The organism is Clostridium sp. AM27-28 (genome assembly GCF_003480955.1).
In the GTDB taxonomy this organism is placed as follows: domain Bacteria; phylum Bacillota; class Clostridia; order Lachnospirales; family Lachnospiraceae; genus Otoolea; species Otoolea fessa.
The window spans coordinates 705-14752 of the sequence record NZ_QUJT01000012.1 but is presented as its reverse complement, the minus strand read 5'-3'; the positions used below and the strand labels follow the sequence as shown (position 1 = coordinate 14752).

Annotated in this window: 18 protein-coding genes; 16 read left to right on the top strand and 2 right to left on the bottom strand. The window is 44.8% G+C overall.

What is annotated here, in order from left to right; translation table 11 throughout:
• The first annotated feature begins 5 nt into the window (after positions 1 to 5).
• The 4 genes from DW720_RS12740 to DW720_RS12725 are packed head-to-tail and all read left to right on the top strand — an operon-like array spanning position 6 to position 3935.
• Complete coding sequence (locus tag DW720_RS12740) at positions 6 to 671, top strand: metal ABC transporter ATP-binding protein (RefSeq protein ID WP_117796638.1); 666 nt, start codon at positions 6 to 8, stop codon at positions 669 to 671.
• Positions 668 to 1471 carry a metal ABC transporter permease gene (locus DW720_RS12735; protein WP_117796639.1) on the top strand — a complete coding sequence of 268 codons (804 nt, stop codon included), beginning with the start codon at positions 668 to 670 and terminating at the stop codon, positions 1469 to 1471. The genes DW720_RS12740 and DW720_RS12735 overlap by 4 nt, the downstream gene beginning before the upstream one ends.
• Positions 1468 to 3036, top strand: a complete 1569-nt coding sequence (locus DW720_RS12730; RefSeq protein ID WP_117796640.1) for a permease — start codon at positions 1468 to 1470, stop codon at positions 3034 to 3036. The genes DW720_RS12735 and DW720_RS12730 overlap by 4 nt, the downstream gene beginning before the upstream one ends.
• Positions 3033 to 3935, top strand: a complete 903-nt coding sequence (locus DW720_RS12725) for a TIGR03943 family protein (protein WP_118743116.1) — start codon at positions 3033 to 3035, stop codon at positions 3933 to 3935. Before DW720_RS12730 ends, DW720_RS12725 begins: the two co-directional genes overlap by 4 nt.
• A 150-nt stretch (positions 3936 to 4085) precedes the next feature.
• Here DW720_RS12725 and bsh read toward each other — a convergent pair whose 3' ends face one another.
• On the bottom strand, positions 4086 to 5060 hold the full coding sequence (gene bsh, locus DW720_RS12720; RefSeq protein ID WP_118638433.1) for a choloylglycine hydrolase: 975 nt from the start codon (positions 5058 to 5060) through the stop codon (positions 4086 to 4088).
• A gap of 290 nt (positions 5061 to 5350) precedes the next feature.
• Between bsh and DW720_RS12715 the strand changes: the two genes are divergently transcribed.
• The 6 genes from DW720_RS12715 to DW720_RS12690 all read left to right on the top strand — a co-directional run bounded on the left by DW720_RS12715 (position 5351) and on the right by DW720_RS12690 (position 9099).
• Positions 5351 to 5839 carry a M20/M25/M40 family metallo-hydrolase gene (locus DW720_RS12715; protein WP_118749726.1) on the top strand — a complete coding sequence of 163 codons (489 nt, stop codon included), beginning with the start codon at positions 5351 to 5353 and terminating at the stop codon, positions 5837 to 5839.
• A gap of 155 nt (positions 5840 to 5994) precedes the next feature.
• Entirely contained in the window at positions 5995 to 6267 is a 273-nt protein-coding gene (locus tag DW720_RS12710; protein ID WP_002593556.1) for a helix-turn-helix domain-containing protein, read from the top strand.
• Entirely contained in the window at positions 6227 to 6604 is a 378-nt protein-coding gene (locus DW720_RS12705) for a TnpV protein (protein ID WP_118749725.1), read from the top strand. Before DW720_RS12710 ends, DW720_RS12705 begins: the two co-directional genes overlap by 41 nt.
• A 66-nt stretch (positions 6605 to 6670) precedes the next feature.
• Positions 6671 to 7063 carry a GNAT family N-acetyltransferase gene (locus DW720_RS12700; RefSeq protein WP_000393259.1) on the top strand — a complete coding sequence of 131 codons (393 nt, stop codon included), beginning with the start codon at positions 6671 to 6673 and terminating at the stop codon, positions 7061 to 7063.
• Positions 7064 to 8503, top strand: a complete 1440-nt coding sequence (aph(2'')-Ia, locus tag DW720_RS12695) for an aminoglycoside O-phosphotransferase APH(2'')-Ia (protein WP_001028144.1) — start codon at positions 7064 to 7066, stop codon at positions 8501 to 8503. It begins immediately after the preceding gene.
• Positions 8504 to 8583: 80 nt separating this feature from the next.
• Positions 8584 to 9099: a hypothetical protein gene (locus DW720_RS12690; RefSeq protein ID WP_051395754.1), complete on the top strand. Its 516-nt coding sequence runs from the start codon at positions 8584 to 8586 to the stop codon at positions 9097 to 9099.
• Between the two features lie 97 nt (positions 9100 to 9196).
• Here the strand turns inward: DW720_RS12690 and DW720_RS12685 are convergent, their stop codons facing one another.
• A complete protein-coding gene (locus tag DW720_RS12685) occupies positions 9197 to 10003 on the bottom strand; it encodes a helix-turn-helix transcriptional regulator (protein WP_006573790.1) in 807 nt (268 codons plus the stop codon).
• 484 nt (positions 10004 to 10487) lie between these two features.
• Here DW720_RS12685 and DW720_RS12680 point away from each other — a divergent pair, with 484 nt between their 5' ends.
• From DW720_RS12680 to DW720_RS16035, 6 genes are all read left to right on the top strand, one after another.
• Positions 10488 to 10676: a hypothetical protein gene (locus tag DW720_RS12680; protein ID WP_005927683.1), complete on the top strand. Its 189-nt coding sequence runs from the start codon at positions 10488 to 10490 to the stop codon at positions 10674 to 10676.
• Positions 10673 to 11014 (top strand): DeoR family transcriptional regulator, encoded by a 342-nt coding sequence (locus DW720_RS12675; RefSeq protein ID WP_005927681.1) that lies wholly within the window; start codon positions 10673 to 10675, stop codon positions 11012 to 11014. The genes DW720_RS12680 and DW720_RS12675 overlap by 4 nt, the downstream gene beginning before the upstream one ends.
• The gene (locus DW720_RS12670) at positions 11007 to 11303 is read left to right on the top strand and encodes a DUF3847 domain-containing protein (protein ID WP_005927679.1); all 297 of its coding nucleotides are present in this window, start codon (positions 11007 to 11009) and stop codon (positions 11301 to 11303) included. Before DW720_RS12675 ends, DW720_RS12670 begins: the two co-directional genes overlap by 8 nt.
• A gap of 298 nt (positions 11304 to 11601) precedes the next feature.
• Positions 11602 to 11991 (top strand): DUF5301 domain-containing protein, encoded by a 390-nt coding sequence (locus DW720_RS12665; protein WP_029731695.1) that lies wholly within the window; start codon positions 11602 to 11604, stop codon positions 11989 to 11991.
• Between the two features lie 181 nt (positions 11992 to 12172).
• Entirely contained in the window at positions 12173 to 13753 is a 1581-nt protein-coding gene (gene mobQ / locus DW720_RS12660; protein ID WP_118749724.1) for a MobQ family relaxase, read from the top strand.
• Between the two features lie 65 nt (positions 13754 to 13818).
• A partial coding sequence (locus DW720_RS16035) for a CHC2 zinc finger domain-containing protein (RefSeq protein WP_243099733.1) occupies positions 13819 to 14048 on the top strand: 230 nt, incomplete at its 3' end.

Here is a 14048-nt window from a genome sequence, read left to right as displayed (position 1 = left end):
CGGGCATGAAGATAGTGGATGTAGATCATCTTTCATTTGAATATGGGAACCGCAGAGTGTTACATAATTTAAATTTTTCAATCCGGCAGGGCGATTATGCAGTGCTGACAGGGGAAAATGGAAGCGGTAAAAGCACATTGATGAAAGTATTGTCGGGAGAGTTGGAGTCGGCAAAAGGAAGGGTTGTGATAGCAGGAAGTGATTCTTTGACAGCAGCGCTTCATCGAATCCGCATCGGCTATATGCCGCAAAATGGAACCAGCCGCAACGCATTTTTCCCGGCAACGGTGGAGGAAATCATGGAAACCGGAATGTATCATCCATTCTGGAAAAAGTGGGCTGTTAAAGATAAAAAGGAAAGAATATGCCGGACATTGGAAGAAATGGGAATGAAAGATGCGTTAAACCGGCGGATAGGGGAACTTTCCGGTGGCCAGCAGCAACGGGTTATGTTAGCACGTGTGTTGATTTCCAAACCTCAGCTTCTCCTTCTGGACGAACCGGCTGTCGGAGTGGATCAGGAGTCCCTTCGGCAGTTGGCAGCGGTATTAAAACGCAGAAATCAAGAAGAGGCGATGACAATTTTTTTGATTACCCACGGAAATCAAGCTGTATTTTCCGGAGCAAATCGCTTTTTTAAGATGGAAGAAGGAGGGGTAGAGGAAAAATGAGTATTTTCGAGTATGGATTTATGCAGAGGGCATTTTTAGTAGGAATTTTGCTGGCTGTTATTACGCCGCTGATTGGCATGACGGTAGTACTTAAACGGATGTCGATGGTGGGAGATGCACTGGCCCATGCTTCTTTAGCAGGGGTAGCGATCGGAATGCTGTTTGGAATCAACCCGGTAGCCGGAGCAGGCGGTATCTGTGTGGTGGCAGCGCTGGCAATTGAGGCGATTCGGCGTCGTCTTCCCCGGTATTCAGAAAATGCGATTGCGATCGTTATGTCTGCTGGAATAGGTCTTGCCGGAGTATTGTCCGGATTTGTTAAAAACAGTGCTAACTTTAACAGCTTTTTGTTTGGAAGTATCGTGTCAATCAGCACAGCGGAACTTTTGGGGGTATGTGCTGTCAGCGCAGCGGTACTGCTGCTTCTTATTTTATTTCGGAAGGAACTTTTTTATATAGGATTTGATGAAAATGCAGCCAGAATCTCGGGAGTTCCGGTGCGTAAGGTGAATTTTCTATTTACTGTTTTAACAGCATGTACCGTATCGATCGCATCAAGAACCGTGGGAACCTTAATTATTTCTTCGATGCTGGTGGTTCCGGTAGCGTTTGGAATGCAGATGGGAAACAGTTATCGGATGACGGTTCTGTGGTCTGTTTTGGCAGCGGTCGGGACAACGATTCTTGGATTGTTTATCTCGTACTATTGGGGAACAAAACCGGGTGGTACAATTGTACTTCTGGAAGTCGCGTGCTTTGTGGCAGCTCTTGGAATCAAAGGAAAGGAGATGGGACGATGACAACACCGGTTTATATCGTAGAAGGGTTTCTGGGCAGCGGAAAGACGAAACTGATAGAAAATAGTCTTCGTCTCAGACATTGCCGGAATGTACTGATTTTTCAGTTTGAAGAAGGAGAAGAGGTACTGGATACAAAGGAGGCAGAGAGGTGCAGTTGGAAAATCCGGAGCTGGGATCGGGATGAGCTGGAGACACATCTGGAAGAGGTAGCAGACAGAGTGGAGGTGGAGCTTGAAATCCACCGCTATGAAGAGATCTGGGTGGAGTGGAACGGAATGGAACGTTTTGGAACACTGGAGAAGCTTCTCCTGTCCAATGCGCTCCGACGAAGGATTCATATCGAAAGGGTAATGTATCTGGCAGATGTGGAAATGGCGGGAATGATGCTTGGACAGACCGGGGAAGGTCCGATTTCACAGGTAGCTTCTAGTGATGTGATTTACTTGAGAAATACGGAAGATGAAAACGCGGTAAAGCAGTTGGAGCATATGTGCAAAGCACTGGCGCCATCGACAGAAGTCTGGGAATATTCAAAAGAAGCCCTGTTGGATGAATTGGGAAAACAGAAGGGAAGCCCGCTGTTAGAATGGCTCGCTTTTGCGCTGCTTGCCTGTTTTTTACTGATGGTAGTGGCACTGGCAGAACAGCGAGGCGTGCCGTTGATCCGCTATTTTACTATTTTTATGGGAGTGTTTTTGCAGGCGGTTCCATTTTTACTCTTGGGTGTCCTGATTTCCTCGGCCATTCAGGTCTTCATTCCGGTAGGGGTTCTGGAGCGGATATTTCCGTCTAATCCGGTCTTTGCGATGGGAATGGGAATTGGAGCCGGATTTTTTTTGCCGGTGTGTGACTGTGCGTCGATCCCTGTTTTCCAAGGATTACTGAAAAAAGGGGTTCCGCTTCCGGCTGCCATCTGTTTTATGACGGCAGCACCAATTGTAAATCCCGTTGTACTTCTTTCAACGTATTATGCTTTTAATGGGAGTTTTCGGGCAGTTTTTTACCGGACCGGTCTGGGAATCCTCTGTTCCTTTTTGATTGGCACCAGCTTTTTCATCCGGAAACCGACGGATTATTTGAAAGGAGAAGCTGGAAACACTTCATTTTGTACCTGTGGCTGCTATCGGGAGAGCAGAAGCGGAAGGCTGGGCAGGGCAGAACAATTTTTGTGGCATGCCCGCATGGAATTTTACTCGGTTGCCAGGTATCTGGTTGTGGGAATTGCGGTATCCACCCTGTTTCAGGCGGTGAATCTGGGAGTTTTAAAAGAATGGGGGGCTTCCTGCCTTCCGGTGGCGTTGTTTGCGGCGATTCTGCTGGCATTTCTGCTTTCTCTGTGCTCGTCCTCGGATGCAGTGGTGGCGAGAAGCATGGCGGGAACTTTTTCAACGGTTCCGCTTCTTGGATTTCTCGTATTTGGACCCATGATGGATATCAAAAACGTGATGATGCTGCGAGGATATTTTAAAGCATCGTTTATTGTCAGGCTGGCGCTTACGGTATTTGCAGTCTGCTTTGGAGTGGTGCTTACAGCAGGACTTCTGGGAGGAGGAATGGCAGGATGAGAAGGCATTATATCAATCCGGGGGCACTCATTGAGGCAGTGATAAGCCTCCTCTTTGGACTGAAACTCTTCTGGATGGCGTATACAGGCCAGTATCTTCTCTTTGTGACTCCCAGGATGAAAGGGTATCTGTATTTTGCGGCGCTGGTAATGGCAGTCTGGGCATTTTCCTGCTTTGCCTGGATCGGGATACCGGAATACCGGCAGCATCTGAACCGGACGCTGGTTCTTCTAATCCCACTCATGGCGCTGCAGCTGCCATATCAGGCGCTGGGGGCATCGGGGAATATGTCCTATTCCAGCCAGGGACTGGTACAGGCGGGGCGTCCGAGAGAAGAAAGCGGACAGAATGAGAAGACGGATAAGCAGGCTGTGTCTGGCGAGAGTGAAGCGGCAGTGACACAGGCAGCGGATATGTATACCGGCTCGTCTGATGACGGGACAGAATCCCTAGAAGAAACACAGGGCGGTAATATAGATGAAACAGCAGGAGCACAGGAAGATTCAGAAAGGATCGAAACGCCTCCTGGGCTGGATACAGAAAACAGGCGGATTGTCGTGGATGATGCCAGTTTTTATCCGTGGCTGGTGCAGCTCAGCTATTATCCGGAGATGTACGAAGGATATGAAATCCAGATGCATGGAACTGTTTACCGGGATGATACACTCACAGTGGGGCAGTTTGGCTTGATCCGTATGCTGATGAGCTGCTGTGTGGCAGATCTGCAGCCCTGCGGACCGCTGTGTATCTGGGATCAGGCGGAAACTCTTTCACAGGATGAATGGGTGACAGTCACAGGAACCTATCATTATGATGAAGAGAAAGGAATGGAGATTCAGGTCTTGAAGGTAGAAAAAGCAGAGGCGGCAGAGGATGAATACGTATATCCGGTTTATTGATGTCGGCCGTTCGGCTTGAACAGGGAGAGGAAATGTTTGCGGAATATTTCCTCTCCCTGCTTTTTGCTTTATAGGAACGTGTGTCCGGAGTCTTCATACGGTGGGCTGCCTGCCATGCGTGAAGAAGAGGATAGAAGAAAATGCTTCGTCCTAATTCTCCCACCGTATCTGTTCCCCCTGTACCAGCGGAAATCTTGAAAGAGTCTCCCCGTCCAGGTTCTCCCGGTTCATATCCACTGCCGTGATCTGATGGTTTTCATATGTCGTGTAGTAGTAAATCCCCTTATCCGCGTTGCAGCAGGAGGTGTAGAGTGTGATTTCATATTTTCCATCGGAGACCTCGCAGCATCCGCGCTGCTGGTCAACCGAACCTAGGATATGGAAAAACTGGCTGACACTTTCTAGCTCGGATGCGCCGGAGCGGGCATTTGATTTTGTAAAAGCGACCCGTGCAAACCGGGAAGCGGAGGAGAGGTCTCCCGGAAGTCCGAGAGCGCCCATGCCGCGGCTGTAGGTTGTAAGCGGCAGATCGGCAGAAAATGTATTCTGCGGCTGCTTCGGGGACAAGTTCATGTAATTGTTGAGGGAGAACAGCTGCTGCGGGAACGGCGGATTGTTTGTCAGGACACCCACCGGATTGTCGTAGATATGCAGCCCGTCCGCCATCGGCTCGATGACGATGCATTCATTTTTATCGGCAAGAATCCAGTGAAGCTGCGCCGGGGCAAACTGCTCGTTGAATGGGGTGTCGGTCAGTAGCATCTGGGAGAGGCGGATGCGAGCCTCTTTCACGGACGCGCACTGGCTGAGAATCCAGGGGATGAACTCAAACTGTGCGATGTTGTCATGATCCTCCTGCGGCTTCTGGTAGGAAGCATTGCCGACGAAATTCAGTCCCGCCATGCAAAGCCCCTTCTCATTAAAAGCATCATAATAAAGCGGATAATCCCCCGCCACATGTGCCATGCCGATGATGGCATAGTGGGTAGAAACCGCGCTTGCGTGGCGGAAAGTAAGTGGATAGTTGCGAGGTGTGACGGTTACTTCGTCCCCGTAAGAAAATTCATAATCTAAGGTTCTGCCGAAGTAGAAATCGGCGGTTTTGTAAGTTGCGGCTGTACACATATATGGTCTCTCCTTTTTATCTCAGTCGAGAAGACTCCCACCTCTTCAGGTGGTGAGTAATAGCAAATTTGTCTCACGGACGTTCGACTTGAAATTAAAATTTTTTGTATTTTTAGTATAACAGATTTTTCAGCGAATATAAAAAAGAATATGAAAGTACATTTAAAAATTTCCGCGTTGCTTACAATCATGTTCCGGTGTATAATACACAAAACAGAGAAAAATAGTAGGAATTAGCGGGAGAGTAAAAAATAGATAGAAAAAAGAATGGAAAACAGGAGGAAGTCATCATGGCACAGATTGAGATAAACGAAGCCCGCATCCGCGCCGAATTCGGCGAGTTGGCGCGGATCGACTCGGAAAGTTTCGGGGAACGCGAGCTGGCGGATCGCCTGAAGGAAAAGCTCACAGAGCTGGGAATCCAGGCAAAGGAAGATGACACAGCCGAGAAAATAGGAGGCAATGCGGGAAATCTGTTTGGAACGTTAAAGGGCGGGCTGCCGGGCACGCCGATCCTGCTGTCCGGGCATATGGACACGGTCGCGCCGGGAATCGGAAAGAAGCCGGTTTTTCATGAGGACGGAACCATCACTTCGGATGGAACCACCGTGCTTGGCGCGGACGATCTGACCGGGGTAATCGCCATCTTAGAAGGCATCCGTGCCGTGCAGGAGGCAGGAATCCCGCACCGGGATATCGAGATCCTCTTTGCGGCGGCGGAAGAGCCGTTTACAAGAGGAAGCTCGGAGTTCGATTTCAGCCAGTTTATGGCTAATTAAAGGGAACAAAAAGAAAGGAAAAGCACAATCCAGACGGTATCAGCGGCAGGATACAAGAATAAATTGTGATTACACAAGATTGGTGTTATAATAAGAGAAAAGTTCCTGCCGGGGCAGCCGCCCCGGTGGTATGGATAAAAAGGCAGGAAAACAATATGCACATCAGCTATAAACCACTCTGGCATACACTGTTAGAGCGTGATATGAGAAAAGAAGATTTAAGGCTTGCCGCCGGTATGACAACGAATATGATTGCCAACATGAGCAAAGAGGGAAAGCACATCAGCATGGATACATTGGCCCGTATCTGCGAAACGCTGAATTGTGAGATTACCGATGTGATTGAGTTAGTACCAGACGAGCCTGCTTCCACAGGAGGTAAGGAACATGAGCGAATTGAAACCAAGAATAACGGAAAACGGAATTGATTATATCCTTGTCGGAGATTACTATATCCCAGTTTTGAAGCTGCCGGAGGAACACCGCCCTATCGGAAAGTACGGACGGATGCACCGGGAATATTTAAGAGAAGCCCACCCAGCCAGATTGAACACATTGACACTGACCGGGGAGTTATGGACATATCTTGCAGACCTGAACGAACAGGCACAGGAACGGTTAGACACCATCATGGAGCAGATGAAGGCTGCCGATGGTGTGACCGAGGAATTGAAGCGTACCCATCAAATGGAATGGGTGCAGCGTTGCAATAACATTCACAACCGGGCAGAAGAAATTATTTTGCAAGAGATGATTTATTCATAACGGTATGGTAGAATGATTATGACAAATCGAAAGTTGACAAGGAGTTTTGATAGCGTGAAAAAGTTTATGGAAGAAGTTTTAATTGATGATAATATGGTTTTTGATATTGATAATTTAAAAGGATTTCTTAATGATACCAGTTCATTTGGGTTTATAGCTAAAGAAAATAATAAAATTATAGGATTTGCATATTGCTATACACTTTTAAGACCTGATGGAAAAACAATGTTTTATTTACACTCAATAGGAATGTTACCTAACTATCAAGACAAAGGTTATGGTTCAAAATTATTATCTTTTATTAAGGAATATTCTAAAGAGATTGGTTGTTCTGAAATGTTTTTAATAACTGATAAAGGTAATCCTAGAGCTTGCCATGTATATGAAAAATTAGGTGGTAAAAATGATTATAAAGATGAAATAGTATATGTATATGATTATGAAAAAGGTGATAAATAAATGAATATAGTTGAAAATGAAATATGTATAAGAACTTTAATAGATGATGATTTTCCTTTGATGTTAAAATGGTTAACTGATGAAAGAGTATTAGAATTTTATGGTGGTAGAGATAAAAAATATACATTAGAATCATTAAAAAAACATTATACAGAGCCTTGGGAAGATGAAGTTTTTAGAGTAATTATTGAATATAACAATGTTCCTATTGGATATGGACAAATATATAAAATGTATGATGAGTTATATACTGATTATCATTATCCAAAAACTGATGAGATAGTCTATGGTATGGATCAATTTATAGGAGAGCCAAATTATTGGAGTAAAGGAATTGGTACAAGATATATTAAATTGATTTTTGAATTTTTGAAAAAAGAAAGAAATGCTAATGCAGTTATTTTAGACCCTCATAAAAATAATCCAAGAGCAATAAGGGCATACCAAAAATCTGGTTTTAGAATTATTGAAGATTTGCCAGAACATGAATTACACGAGGGCAAAAAAGAAGATTGTTATTTAATGGAATATAGATATGATGATAATGCCACAAATGTTAAGGCAATGAAATATTTAATTGAGCATTACTTTGATAATTTCAAAGTAGATAGTATTGAAATAATCGGTAGTGGTTATGATAGTGTGGCATATTTAGTTAATAATGAATACATTTTTAAAACAAAATTTAGTACTAATAAGAAAAAAGGTTATGCAAAAGAAAAAGCAATATATAATTTTTTAAATACAAATTTAGAAACTAATGTAAAAATTCCTAATATTGAATATTCGTATATTAGTGATGAATTATCTATACTAGGTTATAAAGAAATTAAAGGAACTTTTTTAACACCAGAAATTTATTCTACTATGTCAGAAGAAGAACAAAATTTGTTAAAACGAGATATTGCCAGTTTTTTAAGACAAATGCACGGTTTAGATTATACAGATATTAGTGAATGTACTATTGATAATAAACAAAATGTATTAGAAGAGTATATATTGTTGCGTGAAACTATTTATAATGATTTAACTGATATAGAAAAAGATTATATAGAAAGTTTTATGGAAAGACTAAATGCAACAACAGTTTTTGAGGGTAAAAAGTGTTTATGCCATAATGATTTTAGTTGTAATCATCTATTGTTAGATGGCAATAATAGATTAACTGGAATAATTGATTTTGGAGATTCTGGAATTATAGATGAATATTGTGATTTTATATACTTACTTGAAGATAGTGAAGAAGAAATAGGAACAAATTTTGGAGAAGATATATTAAGAATGTATGGAAATATAGATATTGAGAAAGCAAAAGAATATCAAGATATAGTTGAAGAATATTATCCTATTGAAACTATTGTTTATGGAATTAAAAATATTAAACAGGAATTTATCGAAAATGGTAGAAAAGAAATTTATAAAAGGACTTATAAAGATTGATTATATAATATATGAAAAGCTATTATAAAAGACATTAGTATTAAATAGTTTAAAAAAATGAAAAATAATAAAGGAAAAAAATATTTCTTAAAATTGTGATAGGGGTTGTTCTTGCTTGTATTTTATTTGTTTGTTTTCTTTATACGAACAATGAGATCGGCGTGACTTCATCTAAGCTGGAGGCAGATATTCGTTCGTCGCAGAAGATTAAGGATGATTGGACGGTCGATGGAAGCGTTTCCAGCACGATGGCTGCATATATTTCTTACCCTCAGGATTTGAGTGACCATTCTTTTTCCGTCTATGTCAATCGTCCAGGACTTTCCTTCGGATATTTTTTCCGTGGAGGTGGAACTCTTTCGGGGATTCAAAGAGGAATTGTGGAGTTTACTGTAGAGGGATATAATGAACGAGCATTTATTTCTATGAATCAACAGCAGGTGCAACAACTTGAAATAGATGATGGCAACACAATTCAAGTGGTTGATATTGACCGCAATAAACCTTTTGCGATTGTCTTGCCTATAAATGCGGGTAATATTACTTTTTATGATGTAAATAGAAATACTGTGGAATATTGGAATAATCCTCTTTGACAAATTCCAGTTTGTCGTGCTAAAAATTCAACTGAATAATCCCAGCAAAAACCGCTGCTACATGGAAGCCAACAAACCATGCAACAGCGGTTTTTCTTTATCGTTTTTTCCTCTGGCTGATAGGCGTTCCCATTTTCTTTGATTTTTTGAGAATCCGAATCAGCCAGCGAAATTCTTCATCTGACAGATTTTTATAGTTGATACCAAGCTGCTTACAGTAAAGGACAACCAGCTTTTCATCACGGCTGCCCTTGAAATTTTCAACCGCTTCCAGATTTTCTTTCAGTTCATCGGCAACGGTGGTCTGAGGTGCACTCTCGCTGTCCTTTTTATGGGCTTCCCGAATATCCCGGATAATCAGGTTGAGGTCATCCCGTACCATGTGACTGAAATATTCATCATCACTGATATGGGCGGCTTGCAACACTTTCAAATGGGGGTCATCTTCGCCGGGGCGATACCGTTCAATGATTTCATGCCGGACGGTATCGACAAGGGCGTTGAGGTTTTGAATCTGCATGGTGGCAATCCCATCCACATAAATCTCAATGTCCGCAAGAAACTTGATAAAGTCCTTATGGGTGGCAAGTTCGCACAGCAGACGGTTGTTAATCCGACCGCTTTTCAGAAGTGCTACCATCTCATCACTCAAATGCAGCTCCCTTAATGGCGTGTTGATCTCCGCCCGGTTCTCTGTCCGGCAAAAGAGATAATCGAGGGACACCCCATAAAAATCTGCCAGCAGGATAAGGTTGCCATGATTGATTTCCTTATAGTCGTCTTTTTCATAACTGCCAAGAGCCGATTTTGAAATACCCGTTTGCTCAGCCAGTTCTTCCAGTTTTAATCCTTTGTTTAATCGTAAATCTTTTAGCCGTTCCTGTATTGTAGTAGCTCCGTTCATTGAAGCAGTTCCCCCTTTCTAACGACATTTATAACCGTTGAATTGATTATACCATATCAATTCCGCAATCGTGGAAATTTCTGATTTTTACCCCGAATTCCTACTTTGTGGACATACGGCACAGGGCACAAAAATGTTCTATGATACAGGTAGTTCATCGATGGATTATTCCAATCGAATGACCAGCCTGTGTGGGATATGCTTCCCCGGCGATGTAGCGCCATGACTTTTGGCAGGGATGTGGAGGAACCCTGACCGAAACGAGCGTACCAAAGGGAGCGATACGCCGCTGTGAGATTCAGGGGAGGAACGACACCGGGGAGAACTGGCGAACTGACACCGAAATGATACCGAAACACAACAATCTGATAGGGGGACAGTCTACCCTATCGCTGATACTTCGGGAGATTTTAAGCGGCTCTATGGCTGTAATTTTACCGAAAATCGCCCCGAAACCATACACTAAAACGGGAGGAAGCGCAATATGCCGAGAATGAGCAAAAAGAGGAAGTATGAGCTTTCCTTTTACCTCAATGACCGGGGGCGTGTCACTTACAACGAATTATGCCGGAAATGCCAGCATGGGTGCAAGCAGAGCTTCCGGGCGGTTGTGATTGACTGCCCCTGTTATTTATCCAAACGAGCAAAGAAAAAGGAGGAACACACAGAATGAATTTTGAATTTATGACGATAGACACACCATTGCCGCCCTGTATGCCTTTTCCCAGAGCGTTGACAGGATTTCCAGTCAGCAGCACCGCAAAGGTCATGTACTGCCGGATGCTGGACGCTATGCTCTCCAAAGGGCAGGAGGACGAGAACGGAATCCTCTTTGTCTGCTTCCCTGTCACAGCCATTGCCGCAGTCCTGTCCCGCAGCTCCATGACGGTCAAGCGTTCTCTGAATGAACTGGAAACTGCCGGACTTATCATGCGGGTGCGTCAGGGCATTGGAGAACCAAACAGGATTTATGTGCTGATACCGGGAAAGGAGGACGCTGCCCTTGCCTGATACATCAAAGCTGGAAAAACTCAATCGGGAGTTGGAAAAAAGCGAAAAGAAACTGCGGAAAGCCATCAATGATGAAAAGGCATTGCAGCATCAGCTGAAGCAGCTTACCCGAAAAGAACGAACGCACCGGCTCTGTACACGTGGCGGTATGCTGGAAAGTTTTCTGCAAGAACCGGAACGCCTGACAGATGATGATGTCATGCTGTTGTTGAAACTCATTTTTCACAGACAGGACACGCAGGAACTATTGAAAAAACTGCTGGAACGGGAGATGCCGGAACCCCCTTAGTTTACTAAGGGCGCAATTATACACCACCCAGAGGTTGGTGCATTGCGTTCTCCGAAGGCTCCTCGCCGGAGGGCTGTGATTTTCCGCAGTCATGGTCTGCTCCAAATCATACAGGGGACGCTACGCTTCCCCTGCGCTGGCTGCCGCCAGCTACCCTTTTGTGAACTTGCCATCTGGGGACACCTTGCGTTGCAAGCTGTTCCCAGCCGACAAGTTTTACAAAATCTCTCTATACTTTGACGGTCGAATAAAGTATAATGAAGTCAACGACTAATCGGAATTTGGAGGTAATATGCTTATGAAAAAATTTCTTTCTTTGTTTTTGTGTCTTACTTGTGTACTGACTTTAGTTGCGTGTGGAAAAAAGGTAGCTCCTATTACGTTACCTCAAACCGACGAGATTACATCTATTGATATAACTTTTGGGGAAAATACAGTAAGTCATTCAGACAAAACTTGGATAAGTGAAATAATCGCCGATATTTCCAGTTCTGAACCGACTAAGAAGGAAAGTGTTCAAGACTGTCCACAAGTGGAAAGTTATATCAAAATTGACTTCCAGTTTGAGACAGGAACAAGTACTATCTTTGCGTATGAGGATAGTGGTAAATACTATATTGAACAGCCTTATCAAGGAATTTATAAAATTGATAGCCAACTATTCGAAAGGTTACAAGAAACTGATTAATTCCAGTTTGCCACCCACACATCGGGTCAACTTGTCCCGAACTTTTACAACTAAATACCCGCCGCCCACACAGCGGCACACCGAGCAGGAAATCTGAAAAAGGTCTCCTGCTTTTTTTCTGCCCAAAATGGGGTGGCAAAACGCCACCCCATCCACCGATTACCGAAAGGAGTGATACGAAATGCCCTGTCCGCACAACGAAATCACGATTGTTCAGCGCAGCCAGCGACAGTCTGCTGTTGCCGCCGCTGCTTACCAAAGCGGCGAAAAGCTGTTCTGTGAATACGACCAGCAAGTGAAGCACTACCCGGAAAAGCGTGGTATCGTCCACAATGAAATTCTGCTCCCGGCAAACGCCCCACGGTCGTATGCAGACCGCAATACCTTATGGAACGCCGCCGAAGCGGTGGAAAAGCAATGGAACTCCCAGCTTGCAAGGCGGTGGGTGCTTACCATCCCAAGAGAGATACCACCCGACCAGTATGCTGTCCTTGTCCGGGAGTTTTGTGAGCAGCAGTTTGTTTCCAAAGGCATGATTGCTGATTTTGCAATCCATGACCCCCATCCGCCGGGACACAATCCCCACGCCCATGTCATGCTCACTATGAGTTCAATGTACGAACATGGAAAATGGCTTCCCAAGAGCCGCAAGGTTTATGACCTTGACGAAAACGGGGAACGGATCAAACTTCCGTCCGGCAGATGGAAAAGCCACAAGGAGGATACGGTGGATTGGAACGACCAGAAGTATTGCGAAATCTGGCGGCATGAATGGGAGGTCATCCAGAACCGCTATCTGGAAGCCAATGACCGCCCAGAGCGTGTGGACTTGCGTTCTTATGCCAGACAGGGGCTTGATATTATCCCTACTGTCCATGAGGGAGCTGCTGTCCGGCAGATGGAAAAGCGGGGTATCCAGACGAACATCGGCAACCTGAACCGGGAAATCAGAGCCGCCAACCGCCTGATGAAGTCTATCCGGCAGCTCATTCAAAACCTCAAAGGCTGGATTACCGAGCTGGGAGAAAAACGAAAAGAACTGCTTGCACAAAAAGCGGCGGAGGAAGCGACACTTCTTCCCAATCTGCTGATGAAGTATATGGAGATACGAAAGGAAGAACGGAAGGACTGGACAAGGGCTGGACAGAACCGGGGGACTTCACAGGACTTAAAGGCAGTCAGCGAAGCCCTGTCCTATCTCCGTCAAAAGGGGATTTCTACTGTGGAGGACTTAGAAGTATTTCTGGAATCTTCCGGGAAATCAGCCGCAGATTACCGCAGTCAGATGAAGCCAAAGGAAGCCCGCAGCAAAGTGATTGACGGGATTCTTGCCAGCCGGACAGACTGCAAGGAATGTAAGCCTGTCTATGAGAAGTACCAGAAGATATTTTTCAAGAAAACAAAGGAGAAATTCAAACAGGAACACCCGGAGGTCGCCCGGTATGCGAAAGCCACCGCCTACCTTGCCAAGCACCCGGACGATAAGGACAGCACCCAAAAGGAACTGCAACAGGAGCAGGAAAAACTTCTCAGCGAAATCGCAGAGCTGAAAGTACCGCTGACAGAGGTACAGGAGGATTTGAAGAAGCTGCGGGACATCCGCTACTGGGTACGGAAAGCCACCCCCGGCACAGAAGAAAGCAAAGAGCCGCCCAAGAAGCAGCCCCTCAAAGAAGTCTTGCAGGATAAGGCGGACGAGAAAAAAGCACAAAGAACTGCCCCGGTGCAGACAAAACACAAACAACAGGATATGGAACTTTAACAGGCACTTGCCATTTTCAGATTGAGAATGTCAGGTGCTTTTCTTTTTTTCAAGGAGGGATAGATTTGAATGTATTTGAAGCTGTGAAGCAGTCCGTCACAACAAGACAGGCTGCGGAGCATTATGGAATCCATGTAGGTCGGAACGGGATGGCTTGCTGCCCGTTCCATAACGATAAAACCCCAAGCATGAAGCTGGATCGGCGTTACCACTGCTTCGGCTGCGGTGCGGATGGGGATGTGATTGATTTTGCCGCCGCCCTGTATGGGCTGGGAAAGAAAGAAGCCGCCGTACA

Excerpts from the sequence above, each read along its gene's own strand:
- DW720_RS12740 (WP_117796638.1), top strand. The coding sequence starts at position 6 with ATGAAGATAGTGGATGTAGATCATCTTTCATTTGAATATGGGAACCGC.
- DW720_RS12735 (WP_117796639.1), top strand. The coding sequence starts at position 668 with ATGAGTATTTTCGAGTATGGATTTATGCAGAGGGCATTTTTAGTAGGA.
- DW720_RS12730 (WP_117796640.1), top strand. The coding sequence starts at position 1,468 with ATGACAACACCGGTTTATATCGTAGAAGGGTTTCTGGGCAGCGGAAAG.
- DW720_RS12725 (WP_118743116.1), top strand. The coding sequence starts at position 3,033 with ATGAGAAGGCATTATATCAATCCGGGGGCACTCATTGAGGCAGTGATA.
- bsh (WP_118638433.1), bottom strand. The coding sequence starts at position 5,060 with ATGTGTACAGCCGCAACTTACAAAACCGCCGATTTCTACTTCGGCAGA.
- DW720_RS12715 (WP_118749726.1), top strand. The coding sequence starts at position 5,351 with ATGGCACAGATTGAGATAAACGAAGCCCGCATCCGCGCCGAATTCGGC.
- DW720_RS12710 (WP_002593556.1), top strand. The coding sequence starts at position 5,995 with ATGCACATCAGCTATAAACCACTCTGGCATACACTGTTAGAGCGTGAT.
- DW720_RS12705 (WP_118749725.1), top strand. The coding sequence starts at position 6,227 with ATGAGCGAATTGAAACCAAGAATAACGGAAAACGGAATTGATTATATC.
- DW720_RS12700 (WP_000393259.1), top strand. The coding sequence starts at position 6,671 with ATGGAAGAAGTTTTAATTGATGATAATATGGTTTTTGATATTGATAAT.
- DW720_RS12685 (WP_006573790.1), bottom strand. The coding sequence starts at position 10,003 with ATGAACGGAGCTACTACAATACAGGAACGGCTAAAAGATTTACGATTA.
- DW720_RS12680 (WP_005927683.1), top strand. The coding sequence starts at position 10,488 with ATGCCGAGAATGAGCAAAAAGAGGAAGTATGAGCTTTCCTTTTACCTC.
- DW720_RS12675 (WP_005927681.1), top strand. The coding sequence starts at position 10,673 with ATGAATTTTGAATTTATGACGATAGACACACCATTGCCGCCCTGTATG.
- DW720_RS12665 (WP_029731695.1), top strand. The coding sequence starts at position 11,602 with ATGAAAAAATTTCTTTCTTTGTTTTTGTGTCTTACTTGTGTACTGACT.
- mobQ (WP_118749724.1), top strand. The coding sequence starts at position 12,173 with ATGCCCTGTCCGCACAACGAAATCACGATTGTTCAGCGCAGCCAGCGA.